The sequence below is a fragment of the Streptomyces sp. NPDC026206 genome, from assembly GCF_040638465.1.
Classification (GTDB): domain Bacteria; phylum Actinomycetota; class Actinomycetes; order Streptomycetales; family Streptomycetaceae; genus Streptomyces.
The window spans coordinates 206,063-218,103 of record NZ_JBEZYL010000006.1; the positions used below are offsets into that span (position 1 = coordinate 206,063).

A 12,041-nucleotide genomic window follows, 5' to 3' on the forward strand; every position below is an offset into this window, starting at 1 on the left:
CGCCCTTCCGCCGTTTCCCGGGGCTCCGCCCCGGACCTGGTCCTCAAACGCCGGACGGGCTGCGAAATCAGCTCAGCCCCGCCGCTCTCGCCCGCTCCACCACCGGGCCGATGGCCTGCGTCACAGCGCGCACGTCCGCCTCCGTCGACGTGTGCCCCAGCGAGAACCGCAGCGTGCCGCGGGCGAGGTCCGCGTCGGTGCCGGTGGCCAGGACGACGTGGCTGGGCTGGGCGACGCCGGCCGTGCAGGCGGAGCCCGTGGAGCACTCGATGCCCTGGGCGTCCAGCAGCAGGAGCAGCGAGTCGCCCTCGCAGCCGGGGAAGGAGAAGTGGGCGTTGGCGGGCAGCCGGCCCGCCGGGTCCGGGTCGCCGCCGAGCACCGCGTCCGGCACGGCCGCGCGGACGCCGCGGATCAGCTCGTCCCGCAGCGCACCGACCTCGCGGGCGAAGTCCGGACGCCGCTCGGCGGCCAGTGCGCCCGCCACGGCGAACGCGGCGATGGCCGGCACGTCGAGCGTCCCGGAGCGCACGTGCCGCTCCTGCCCGCCGCCGTGCAGCAGCGGTACGGGCGCGTACTGGCGGCCCAGCAGCAGGGCGCCGATGCCGTAGGGGCCGCCGGCCTTGTGCCCGCTGACGGTCATCGCGGCGAGCCCGGAGGCGGCGAAGTCGACGTCGAGCTGCCCGAAGGCCTGCACGGCGTCGGCGTGCAGCGGCACCCCGGACTCCCCGGCCACATCGGCCAGTTCGCGGATCGGCATGATGGTGCCGATCTCGTTGTTGGCCCACATCACCGTGGCCAGCGCGACGTCGCCGGGGTTGCGGGCTATGGCCTCGCGCAGGGCGTCGGCGTGGACGCGGCCGTAGGAGTCGACGGGCAGGTACTCGACCGTCGCGCCCTCGTGCTCGGCGAGCCAGTGGACCGCGTCGAGCACGGCGTGGTGCTCGACCGGGCTGGCCAGGACGCGCGTACGGGCCGGATCGGCGGCCCGGCGCGCCCAGAACAGGCCCTTGACGGCGAGGTTGTCGGCTTCGGTGCCACCCGCGGTGAACACCACTTCGCTGGGGCGCGCGCCGAGCGAGGCCGCGAGCGACTCGCGCGCCTCCTCGACGGTACGGCGCGCGCGCCGGCCGGCGGCGTGCAGCGAGGAGGCGTTTCCGGCGAGGGCGAGCTGGGCGGTCATCGCCTGCACCGCCTGCGGAAGCATCGGGGTGGTGGCGGCGTGGTCGAGGTAGGCCATGGTGGGCACGATTCTACGAGCTGGGGCTCACGCCGGTAGCGGGCGTTCCAGGTCACGGACGCGGCGCGCTTGTGCCGGAGCGCACTCCAGCCCCTACGGTCGGGTCATGAGCAACGTCAACGACATGAACGACGCGTCCGGTGACTCCCGCGAGGCCCGCTTCGAGCGCGGCCTGGCCGTCCTGGAGCAGGTGGACGGCGAGGCCGGCCGGCGCGTGCTGGACTCACTGGCCGACATCTCCCCCGAGCTCGCGCACCAGGTCGTGGCCTGGGCTTCGGTGAGATCTACGCCCGCCCGGAGCTGGCCCCGCGCGACCGGCAGCTGGTCACCCTGGGCATGCTGACGGCGCTGGGCGGCTGCGAGCCGCAGCTGGAGGTGCACGTCAACGCCGCCCTGAACGTCGGCCTCGGCCCGGCGCAGGTCGTCGAGGCGCTGCTGCACTCCGCCGCCTACTGCGGCTTTCCCAAGGCGCTCAACGCGACGTTCGTGGCCAGGAAGGTCTTCGCCGAACGCGGCCTTCTTCCCGTGACCGGGGAGCAGGACCGGGGCTAGTCGCACCCGTCGGCCGCGTACCGCTCGACCGTGGCCGCCGCCACCCGGGCCAGGTCCTCGCGCACTTCCCGCGGGGTGAGGACCTCCACGTCCGGCCCGAAGGGCAGCAGCGCGCGGGCGGAACGGACCTCGGGCAGGGCGAGCTCCACGGTGGCCGGGTCGCCGTCGGAGGGCGGGCCGGTGAGCTGGGGGCCGAGGATGCGCAGGAACATGTCGAGGCGGGAGCGCCGGATGCGGGCGGTGACCAGCAGGTCCGCCGGCCGCTGCTCGACCTCCCGGCGCAGCGTCTCCCAGGCGTCCGCCAGCTCGACGCCCTCGCGGCGCCGGACGGGCGCGTCGGTGACGGTGGCGGCGGCCACCCGGTCCGCGCGGAACAGCCGGGGCCTGGCCCGCCGGTCCGCGACGAGGTACCAGACGCCGGCCTTGGCGACGAGGCCGTAGGGGTCGACGGTGTAGGTCCGCAGGTCACTGCGGCCGCCGTGCCGGTAGCGCAGGCGCAGCCGGCGGTCGGCGAAGACGGCGGTGTGCAGGTCGCCGAGGTCGACGGCGGGGACCGGGGGGTTCATCCAGCGCACGGGGTCGACGAGGATGCGGCGGCTGGTGGCCTCGGCGGCCGGGCGGTGCGGGGCGGGCAGGGCGGCCATGACCTTGCGGAGCGCGGAGCCGAGCGCCCTTTCCAGGCCGAGGGCGGAGTGGGTGCCCTGGGCGGCGAGGACGAAGAGGGCGCGGGCCTCGTCGGCGGTGAGGCCGGTGACGTCCGTGCGGAAGCCGGGGAGCAGGGCGATGCCGCCGTGCCGGCCGCGTTCGGCGTAGACGGGCACGCCGGAGGCGGACAGCGACTCGACGTCGCGGTAGATGGTGCGTACGGACACCTCCAGGCGCTCGGCCAGCTCGGTGGCGGGCACGCGGCCCCGGGTCTGCAGCAGCAGGAGTATCGACAGCAGGCGGTCGGATTTCACGCCGCCCAGCATGCCGAGCCACCAGCATGCCGAGCCAGCGGCAAGCCGAGGAAAAACCTGACGGCGGGTGTCAGGTTATGCGGGGAAGCTGTGCCCGACCGATCACCACGGACGGGGAGCAGCCCATGAACACCACCGACACCGCCGGCTCCACCGGCACCACCGACTTCGACCCCCGCCCCCTGCTGGGCCGGGCCGTCGCCCAGATGGCGGCGCTCATCGGCGCCGTGCCCGCCGACCGGCTCGGCGACCCCACCCCGTGCGCGGAGTTCGACGTCCGTGACCTGCTCGGGCACCTCGTCGTCGGCGCGCACGACGGGGCGAGGATCGGCGAGAGCGGCGTGGCCGCGTGGCAGAAGCCGCCGGCCGGGGTGCCCGACGACGGCTGGGGCCGTGCCTATGACGAGGCCCGGGCGCACCTCGCGGCGGCGTGGGCGGACGACGCGGCGCTGGAGCGCGTCGTGACGCTGCCGTGGGGCGAGTTCCCGGGGCGGGTCTACCTCACCTCGGGCATGGTGCTGGAGACGGTGACGCACACCTGGGACCTGTCCCAGGCGCTCGGGCACCCGCTTCCCCTCGACCAGGAGCTCGCAGCGGTCGTCCTGGACTGGGCCCACCGGTTCCTGCCCGCCGAGCGGCGCGGTGAGGGCGTGCCGTTCGAGCCGGTGCAGCCGGCGCCGGAGGGTGCGGACGCGTACGGCCGGCTGGCGGCCTGGCTGGGACGGACGGTCTGAGCACCCCGGTCCCCGGGCGCCGTACGGGCCCGGATGCGCGGCCCGTACGGCCCCGGGGGCTTAGGTCTGCGGCCGGGCCAGTTGCCGGGACTGGGCGACGAGGCGGTCGCGGCTGTCCCAGACCTCCGCGTCCTCCTCCATGTATCCGCCCGCGAGGTTCCGCGAGGACTTCACGATGCGGAGCAGGCCGGGGGCGGGCCGCCGGCGGATGTGGGCGGTCAGTTCGACGGTCGGCACGGTGCCGGTCAGGCCCAGCTCGAAAGCGGTCGGCGGCAGCGAGTCCACGGCCATGAGCAGCGAGAGGGGGTCGGCGTCGCGGCCGTCGGCGAGGGCGTACCAGGCGCGGATCTCGCCCCGGCCGCTGGGTCTGCCGGCCAGCCAGCCGGCGGTGGCGGGGTCGAGGCGGTAGTCGAGCCGGTCGACGATCTCGGGGACGGGCACCGCGGCCCGGTCCAGGTGGCGCAGGCCGCGGCACCGGTCGTACGGCGGCAGATACGGGGGTTCTGCCGTGGTACGGACGTCGTCGGTGAGGCCGTCCAGCTCCCCGTAGGCGGCGAGGACGCGGATGCGCTCGGTCTCGGTGCCGTCGGCGGCGGTCTGAAAGAGGCTCGCCTGTCCCCTGGACAGGGAACGGCCGGTGCGTACCGGCGCGGTGCGGATGACGGCGGGGCCCGGGCGGGAGGCGCTCAGGTAGTGCGCGGTGACGGTGAAGGGGTCCGGGTGCGGCAGGCTGTCGCCGAGCGCGCGGCCCAGCAGGGCGAGGAGGTAGCCGCCGTTGACGGTGCCGAAGACGGTCCAGCCGGTGGCCAGGTGCACGTCGTAGCCGCCTCGCTCGCGCGGCGAGAGGGCGGTGTCCCGGTCGAACTCGCTGTTGCCGATGGTTGCCGGTGCCATGCGGGAACGTTACACCCGGCGGTTACCCGTGGGTAGGATCTTCCGCCGCGGTGCTGCGCCGGTGCCAGGCGCGCGGCGCCCGCCAGTTGTAGCGCATGGCCAGCAGCCGCAGGACAAAGGCGGTGGCGGCCGAGAGCATGCTGGTGGTGATGGTGAGCTCGTCGAAGCGGATCAGCAGCGCCGCCATGGTGGAGCCGACCATGGCCGGCACGGCGTACAGGTCACGGTCCCAGCGCAGCAGTGAGGGCACCTCGTGCGCGAGTATGTCGCGCAGCACACCGCCGCCGACCGCCGTTGCCAGCCCGAGGGCCGCCGCGAAGGTGAGGCCGAGGCCGTGGGCGTAGGCCTTCACCGTGCCCGCGACGCAGAAGAGCCCGAGCCCGGCGGCGTCGAAGACCCCGACCGCCTTGGTGATCCGCTCGACCTCCGGGTGGAGGAAGAAGACGATCAGGGTGGCGACCAGCGGGGTGAGGAAGTAGCCCAGGTCCGTGAAGGCCGCGGGCGGCACGGCACCGATGATCAGATCCCGGAACAGCCCGCCGCCCAGCGCGGTGACCTCCGCCAGCACCGCCATGCCGAAGACGTCGAAGTTCTTGCGCACGGCGAGCAGCGCGCCGGAGATGGCGAAGACGAAGATCCCGGCGAGGTCGAGCGAGTGCTGGACGGAGGGACTGAACAGATCGGTGAGCACGCGACATTCTTACTCGCCGGGGACGGTGTCCCTGACAAGCCGCCCCGCGGGGCTAGGGCAGCCTGGGCTGCCCGCGGCTGGAGAGCCAGGTGCCGAAGAGGTCGCCGAGGTCCCGGTGGGAGACCGCCTCGGCGAGGCCGATGAACTGCGCGGTGCGGACGTTGCCGTTGCGGTGCAGCTTGGTCCACAGCGGCAGCAGCCTGAAGAACGCCCGGTCGCCGATGCGCTCACGCAGCATCTGCAGGGTCATGGCGCCACGGAAGTAGACGGCCCGGGAGAGCATGGTGTCGCGCTGCGGGTCGGCGATGTCGATCTTCCAGAAGGGGTCGTCGGGCTTGTGCTCGTTGTAGGCCCGCAGGAAGGACTGGTGGGTGCTCCTGCGTCCCTTGTGCTCGTCCCACAGCCACTCGGCGTAGGTGGCGAAGCCCTCGTTGAGCCAGATGTCCTTCCACCGCCTGACCGAGACGGAGTTGCCGAACCACTGGTGGGCCAGTTCGTGGACGACCGTCGACTCGTCCCGTACGGCCGAGTAGACGGGTTTGGTCTGGGTCTCCAGCGAGAACCCGGCCTGCGGCACGTCGTCGATGATGGCGCCGGTCTCCTCGAAGGGGTACGGGCCGAAGACCCGCGACCAGTGGTCGGTGGCCTCGGTGGTGATGCCGTAGAAGTCGAGCCCGCCGGTGGTCAGGGCCGGGTCGGTGGCGACGTAGACGGGGATGCCGCCGGGCGTCGTGCCCCTCTTGACGTCGAACTTCCCGATGGTGGCGGTGGCGAGGTAGGGCGCCATGGGCTTGGACTCCCGCCAGTGGGTGACGGTCGTCCTGCCCCGCTCGTGGGTGGCGAGCAGCCGGCCGTTGGAGATGGCGGTGAGTCCCTTGGGGGCCCTGATGCGGACGTCGAAGGTGGCCTTGTCGGCGGGGTGGTCGCTGGCCGGGAACCAGGTCGAGGCGCCGTTGGGCTGGCAGGCCACGAAGACGCCGTCAGCGGTCTTCATCCAGCCGTACTGCGAGCCGAAGACGATGGGGCCGCTGAGCGGCTGGGGTATGCCGCCGTAGACGACGGTGGTGGTGAAGGTGCGGCCCTTTGGCAGCGAGAGGGCGGGGTGGATGCGCAGTTCGCCGCCGTCCCGGGTGAAGGAGGCGGGCAGGCCGTTCACCTCGACCGAGGTGACGTTCAGCTGCTGCAGGTCCAGATCGAACACGGACAGGCTGCCCGTGGCCCGCGCGGTGAGCGTCGCACGGCCGTCCAGCCGGCCGGTGTCCGGGGCGTAGCGGACGTCGAGGTCGTAGTGGCGGACGTCGAAGCCGCCGTTGCCGAGGTGCGGGAAGTACGCGTCCCCGATGCCCGGCGCGCCGGGGGCCGGACGGGCGGTGGCGGGCGCCGGGTGGGAGGCGGCCGGAGCGGCGGACATCACCCAGACGGAGGCGGCCGCCGTGACCAGGGCCGGCAGCCGGGCCGGCCGGCGCCCGCGGGAGCGGCCGCGTAGGGAGTGCCGCAGGGCCCAGTGCCGTGCCGTCGCGCACTGTCGTATGAACGTGCACTGTCGTATGAACGTGCACTGCCGTATGAACGTGCACTGCCGTATGAAGCGGTTCGGGCGTATGAAGCGGTACCGGCATATGAAGCGGTACCGGCATATGAAGCGGTTCCGGATCGAGCGGGAGAGTGCCATGAGCCGTCCCTTCGAACGCGCGAGCCCTATGCAGCGGACACGCAGACTCCGCACCCTCCCCTCTCGCCGTGCTCAGGTCTTCGCCAGGTTGTCAGGAGCAACGCGATTCAGCTTGGCACGACCGCTATACGGGCGCACCTTCCGTTACTGCTTCAGGGAGCTCGGGGTGATGGCAGGCCACCTGGTGCCCCGGCCGCAGCGCCGCCAGCGGGGGCTCCTGCTGCTTGCAGACCTCGGTCGCCTTCCAGCACCGGGTATGGAACCGGCACCCGGACGGCGGCGAGATCGGCGAGGGCACGTCACCGGTCAGCAGGATCCTCCCCCCGCCGCCCGCGGCAGATGTCCCCTCCCGCCCGGCGCGCCGCTTCGGGTCCGGAACGGGCACCGCGGACAGCAGCGCCTTGGTGTACGGGTGCAGGGGCGCCTCGTAGAGCGGGGTGCGGTCGGCGAGCTCGACGATCTTGCCGAGGTACATCACCGCGATCCGGTCGGAGACGTGCCGGATGACGGACAGGTCGTGCGCGATGATCACGTAGGTCAGCCCGAGCTCGTCCTGCAGGTCGTCCAGCAGATTGACCACCTGGGCCTGGATCGAGACATCCAGCGCGGAGACCGGCTCGTCCGCGACCACGAGCCGGGGCTTGAGCGCGAGGGCCCGCGCGATGCCGATGCGCTGGCGCTGGCCGCCGGAGAATTCGTGCGGGTAGCGGTTGTAGTGCTCGGGGCTGAGGCCGACGAGCTCCAGCAGCCGTTGGACCTCCTTCTTCACCCCGCCGTCGGGGGTGATGCCCTGCAGCCGGAACGGCGCGCCGACGATCGTGCCGACCGTGTGCCGGGGGTTCAGCGAGGAGTACGGGTCCTGGAAGATCATCTGGACGTCGCGGCGCAGCGGCCGCATGCCCGCCACCCCGAGGTGGGTGATGTCCTTGCCCTCGAACTCGATGCGGCCGGCGGTCGGTTCGAGCAGCCGGGTGATCAGCCGGCCCATGGTCGACTTGCCGCAGCCGGACTCCCCCACCACGCCCAGGGTCTCCCCCGCGCGCACGTCGAAGTCCAGGCCGTCCACGGCCTGCACCGCGCCCGCCTGGCGGCGCAGCAGCCCCTTGGTGATGGGGAAGTGCTTGACCAGGCCCTCGACCTTGAGGAGGGGTTCGGTCGCAGCGGGCGCCGGCTGCTCGGGGATGGTCATCTCTCGGTCCTTCACAGCTTGGGCGCGATCTCTTCGGTCCAGATCCGCGTGCGCTCCTCCTGCGACATGTGGCAGGCGGAGTGATGGGGCCGGCTCTCCTTCGCCGCCGGCTCCCCGGGCTCCCCCGGCTGGGCCGGCACCGGGCGCAGCTCGGGACGCCGGGTGCGGGTGATGCCGTCCTTGGGGACGTCGGCGTAGGGGCAGCGCGGGTTGAAGGCACAGCCGGCCGGCACGTTGATGAGGCTGGGCGGGGAGCCCTTGACCGGGATCAGCCGCTCGGTCTGGTCGCGGTCGATGCGCGGCATCGAGCCCAGCAGCCCCCAGGTGTAGGGGTGCTGGGGTGCGTAGAAGACCTTCTCGGCCGGGCCGCGCTCCACGCAGCGGCCGCCGTACATCACCAGGATGTCGTCGGCCAGCTCGGCGACGACGCCCAGGTCGTGGGTGATGATGATGACCGCGGAGCCGAACTCCTTCTGCAGGTCGCGGATCAGGTCGAGGATCTGCGCCTGCACGGTGACGTCCAGGGCGGTCGTCGGCTCGTCCGCGATGAGCAGCTCGGGGTTGTTGACCAGCGCCATCGCGATCATCGCGCGCTGGCGCATGCCGCCGGAGAACTGGTGGGGGTAGTCGTCCACGCGGCGGTCGGGCTGTGGGATGCCGACCCGGTCCAGCAGCTCGATCGCGCGCTTGCGGGCGGTCTTCTTGTCCACGTCGTGGTGGACCCGGTAGGCCTCGACGATCTGTGCGCCGATGGTGAAGTAGGGGTGCATGGCCGACAGCGGGTCCTGGAAGATCATCGCCATTTCACGGCCGCGCAGCCGGCGTACCTCGTCGGGGTCGGCGCCCATCAGCTCCTTGCCGTCGAGCCAGACCTCGCCGCTGATGCGGGCCTTGCGGCGCCCGTACTGGCCGACGGTGTGCAGGCCCATGATGCCCAGCGAGGTCACCGACTTGCCGGAGCCGGACTCGCCGACGATACCGAGGGTGCTGCCCTTCTCCAGCTGGAAGGACAGTCCGTCGACGGACTTCACCAGGCCGTCGTCGGTGGGGAAGTGGATGCGCAGGTCGCGCACGTCGAGGTAGGCGGTGGGGGCCGGGGAGGGCGGGCCGGCCGGCCCGCCGAGGGCGGCGCTCTTCTTGAGGTCGGTCACGAGAGCCTCACTCGGGGGTCGATCACGGCGTACAGGAGGTCCACGACGAGGTTGGCGACGACGACCGCGGTCGCCGCGATGAGCGTCACGCCGAGGATCAGCGGCAGGTCGCGGTCGCCGATCGCCTTCACGGCCGCCTGGCCCAGGCCGGGCAGGTTGAACGTGGTCTCGGTGAGGACCGCGCCGCCGACGAGGGCGCCGAGGTCCATGCCGAGGATGGTGAGGATCGGCGTCATCGTGGAGCGCATGGCGTGCTTGCCGATGACGACCGGCTCGCGCAGCCCCTTGGCGCGGGCGGTGCGGATGTAGTCCTCGCCGAGGATCTCCAGCATGGTGGCTCTGGTGAGGCGGGCGTACATGGCCGCGTAGAGGAAGGCGAGCGTCACCCAGGGCAGGATCAGGCCGCCGAACCACGCCGCCGGGTCGTCGGCGAAGTCCACGTACTCGCCGTCCAGCCAGCCCAGCCCGTAGGAGAAGACCGCGAGCGAGAGCAGGCCGGTGAAGTAGATCGGCAGCGAGACGCCGCCGAGGGCGATGCTCATGGCGGCGCGGTCCCAGAGGCTGCCGCGCTTGAGGGCGGAGACGACACCGGTGGTGACGCCGCCCACCAGCCACAGCACGCACGCGCCCCCGGCGAGCGAGAGCGTCACCGGCAGCCGGTCCTGCAGCACCGGCCAGATGGCCTGCTCGGTGCGGAAGGAGTAGCCGAAGCAGGGCGCGTCGCAGTGCACCGAGCTTCCGCCGCCGGCGTAGTCGCGACCGGCGAAGATGCCGGAGACGAAGTGCCAGAACTGCACCAGGATCGGATCACCGAGCCCGAGCTTCTCCCGGATGCCCTCGATGGTGGCCGGGTCCGCCTGCTTGCCGACGTACAGGGCGGCGGGGTCGGCCCCGGTGAGCTTCGGGATCGCGAAGAAGATGCCGAAGGTCACCAGGGTGACCACGAGCAGCATCACGATGACGGCGATCAGCCGTCTGACGATGTAAGCGAACACTGCGTTCGGCCCGGCGGTGGCCCGGGATCCCCTGGGGGCGTCCCGGGCCACCGCGCGCGGCCCTCACCTGCCCTTCGGGCCTAGCGGCGGGTGCGCCGGTGGAGCGGACGGACTGTCACTTGACGACACCGAGCGAGGCGTAGTCGTAGCGGCCGTTGTAGGAGTCGGCCGTGTAGACGTTGGTCAGCCGGGAGCTGCGCCAGATGATGTTCTTCTCGTAGGTGAAGGGCAGGTACCAGGCGCCCTCGGTCACCTTCTTGTTGGCCTCCTGGAAGATCTTCCCCGCCTTCTCGGGGTCGGTCTCCGCGATGGCCTGGTCGAAGAGCTTGTTGATCTCCGGGTCATTGAGTTCGGTGTAGTTGTTGTTGCCGCTCTCCTGGATGAAGCGGCCGTCCGCCATCGGCTGCAGGAAGCCCTGGCCGCTGGGGAAGTCCGCGCCCCAGCCGAAGATGATGATCCCGTAGTTCTTGGCCTTGACGTTCTTGGGGGCGCCGACGATGCCGGCGGCCTGCGCGCCGTCGTACTGGTCGATCTGGGCCTCGATGCCGACCTTCTTCAAGGACGCCTGCAGCGACTCGGCGGTGGCGATCTCCGGCGACTTGTTGTTGCGGACGGCGATGGTGGTCTTGAAGCCCTCCGGCTTGCCGCAGGCCTTCAGCTCCTCCTTGGCCTTGGCCTCGTCGGGCTTGCCCTGCTTGAGCTGGAAGGGGTCGTAGCCCGGGTCGTAGCCCTTGACGGCCGGCGGCAGCATGCTGGTGCCGATGTCACCGCCCGCCTCGGGGCCGCCGCGGGCGGTCTGCAGCGAGGTGTGGTCGGCGGCGTAGATGACCGCCTTGCGGCAGTGCTCGTTGTCGAACGGCGCGACGGACTTGGGGAAGGCCGCGTAGCGGATGAAGCCGGTCTGCGGGTTGTCGACGTTGGCCTTGGCGGACTGCAGTGCCTTCTGGCGGCCGGCCGAGCCCATGCCGGTGGCGTTGATGTCGACGTCGTAGTCGCCGGCGATCAGACGGTTGTCCATGTCGTCGGCGTTGGTGGTCAGCTTGACCGAGATCTTGTCCGGCAGCGCCTTGCGGACCGGGTCGGAGTCCCGGTTCCACTTGTCGTTGCGGGTCAGCTGCAGGCCTTTGTTGGGCTCGTAGGAGACCCACTTGTAGGGGCCGTTGGAGAAGGGCTTCTGCCCGTACTTCTCCGCGGTGTCCTTGTCCGGGCGCACCGGGCCGGCCGCCGGGATGGCCAGCATCTGCAGGAAGTCGCCGTTGGGCTTGGGGAGTTTGAAGATGATGGTCTTCTCGTCCGGCGTCTCGATCGCCTTCAGGCCGAGCTTGTCCTTGCTCTCGTCCTTGTAGGGGCCCTTGTACTCCTTGTCCGGGTCCAGGACCTGCATCAGCCAGGTCGGGCCGCCGGAGATCTTGTCCTGCGCCCAGGTGCGCTCGATGCCGTACTTGATCTGCTGGGCGGTGACCGGCTGGCCGTCCTCCCACGTCAGGCCGTCACGCAGGGTGAAGGTGTAGGTCTTCTTGTCGTCCGAGAGCTTGCCGGTGTCGGTGGCCATGTCCGGGACGACCGTCGAGCTCTCCGGTCCGGGTGCGGCCTTGGGAGTGACCAGGGTGCGGGTGTAGTAGCGGGCGAAGTCCCACATGAAGCCGTAGTAGCCGCGCTGGGGGTCCCAGCTGTCGGCGTCCTGCGTGCCGATGAACTTCAGCTCGCCGCCCTTCTTGTCGGAGGAACTGGCCAGCTTGTCGACGGCGGCGTTGAAGCCGGGGGCCTTGCCGCCGCCCTTGCCCTCCTTGCTGCTGCCGCCACCGCCGCATGCGCTGGTGCCGATCAGGGCCGCGACCACGAGGGCCGCCCCCGCGGCCAGTTGGCGCCTCGAAGTACTCCGGTGAGTCAAGATGTCGCGACCTCCGTGATTGTCGCCGCCCGGGGAGCGGGCCGGCGGATTTCGGGAACGGCCTCCTGACGGATCG

10 protein-coding genes and 1 pseudogene are annotated in these 12,041 nt (G+C 71.7%); 2 read left to right on the forward strand and 9 right to left on the reverse strand.

What is annotated here, in order from left to right; all coding sequences use genetic code 11:
• Positions 1 to 67: 67 nt before the first annotated feature.
• Positions 68 to 1,237 (reverse strand): cysteine desulfurase family protein, encoded by a 1,170-nt coding sequence (locus AB0F13_RS12320; protein WP_362079335.1) that lies wholly within the window; start codon positions 1,235 to 1,237, stop codon positions 68 to 70.
• A 124-nt stretch (positions 1,238 to 1,361) separates the two neighbouring features.
• Between AB0F13_RS12320 and AB0F13_RS12325 the strand changes: the two are divergent.
• A pseudogene (locus AB0F13_RS12325) lies at positions 1,362 to 1,789 on the forward strand (carboxymuconolactone decarboxylase family protein).
• Here the strand turns inward: AB0F13_RS12325 and AB0F13_RS12330 are convergent.
• Entirely contained in the window at positions 1,786 to 2,748 is a 963-nt protein-coding gene (locus AB0F13_RS12330; RefSeq protein WP_362079338.1) for a YafY family protein, read from the reverse strand. The pseudogene AB0F13_RS12325 and the gene AB0F13_RS12330 overlap by 4 nt on opposite strands.
• Positions 2,749 to 2,873: 125 nt before the next feature.
• Here AB0F13_RS12330 and AB0F13_RS12335 point away from each other — a divergent pair, with 125 nt between their 5' ends.
• Positions 2,874 to 3,482 (forward strand): TIGR03086 family metal-binding protein, encoded by a 609-nt coding sequence (locus AB0F13_RS12335; protein WP_362079341.1) that lies wholly within the window; start codon positions 2,874 to 2,876, stop codon positions 3,480 to 3,482.
• Positions 3,483 to 3,542: 60 nt separating this feature from the next.
• Here the strand turns inward: AB0F13_RS12335 and AB0F13_RS12340 are convergent, their stop codons facing one another.
• The 7 genes from AB0F13_RS12340 to AB0F13_RS12370 form a co-directional block, all read right to left on the reverse strand.
• On the reverse strand, positions 3,543 to 4,376 hold the full coding sequence (locus AB0F13_RS12340; protein ID WP_362079344.1) for a thioesterase family protein: 834 nt from the start codon (positions 4,374 to 4,376) through the stop codon (positions 3,543 to 3,545).
• 22 nt (positions 4,377 to 4,398) lie between these two features.
• On the reverse strand, positions 4,399 to 5,067 hold the full coding sequence (locus AB0F13_RS12345) for a trimeric intracellular cation channel family protein (RefSeq protein ID WP_362079347.1): 669 nt from the start codon (positions 5,065 to 5,067) through the stop codon (positions 4,399 to 4,401).
• Between the two features lie 52 nt (positions 5,068 to 5,119).
• Entirely contained in the window at positions 5,120 to 6,478 is a 1,359-nt protein-coding gene (locus tag AB0F13_RS12350; protein WP_362079350.1) for a M1 family metallopeptidase, read from the reverse strand.
• A gap of 385 nt (positions 6,479 to 6,863) precedes the next feature.
• Positions 6,864 to 7,928, reverse strand: a complete 1,065-nt coding sequence (locus tag AB0F13_RS12355) for an oligopeptide/dipeptide ABC transporter ATP-binding protein (protein ID WP_362079353.1) — start codon at positions 7,926 to 7,928, stop codon at positions 6,864 to 6,866.
• Between the two features lie 11 nt (positions 7,929 to 7,939).
• The gene (locus AB0F13_RS12360) at positions 7,940 to 9,079 is read right to left on the reverse strand and encodes an ABC transporter ATP-binding protein (RefSeq protein WP_362079356.1); all 1,140 of its coding nucleotides are present in this window, start codon (positions 9,077 to 9,079) and stop codon (positions 7,940 to 7,942) included.
• A complete protein-coding gene (locus AB0F13_RS12365; protein ID WP_362079358.1) occupies positions 9,076 to 10,074 on the reverse strand; it encodes an ABC transporter permease in 999 nt (332 codons plus the stop codon). The genes AB0F13_RS12360 and AB0F13_RS12365 overlap by 4 nt, the downstream gene beginning before the upstream one ends.
• 115 nt (positions 10,075 to 10,189) lie before the next feature.
• On the reverse strand, positions 10,190 to 11,968 hold the full coding sequence (locus AB0F13_RS12370) for an ABC transporter substrate-binding protein (protein WP_362079564.1): 1,779 nt from the start codon (positions 11,966 to 11,968) through the stop codon (positions 10,190 to 10,192).
• Positions 11,969 to 12,041 lie beyond the last annotated feature (73 nt).

Coding starts and splice junctions, on each gene's coding strand:
- AB0F13_RS12335 (WP_362079341.1), top strand. CDS start 2,874: ATGAACACCACCGACACCGCCGGCTCCACCGGCACCACCGACTTCGAC.
- AB0F13_RS12340 (WP_362079344.1), bottom strand. CDS start 4,376: ATGGCACCGGCAACCATCGGCAACAGCGAGTTCGACCGGGACACCGCC.
- AB0F13_RS12350 (WP_362079350.1), bottom strand. CDS start 6,478: ATGTCCGCCGCTCCGGCCGCCTCCCACCCGGCGCCCGCCACCGCCCGT.
- AB0F13_RS12355 (WP_362079353.1), bottom strand. CDS start 7,928: ATGACCATCCCCGAGCAGCCGGCGCCCGCTGCGACCGAACCCCTCCTC.
- AB0F13_RS12320 (WP_362079335.1), bottom strand. CDS start 1,237: ATGGCCTACCTCGACCACGCCGCCACCACCCCGATGCTTCCGCAGGCG.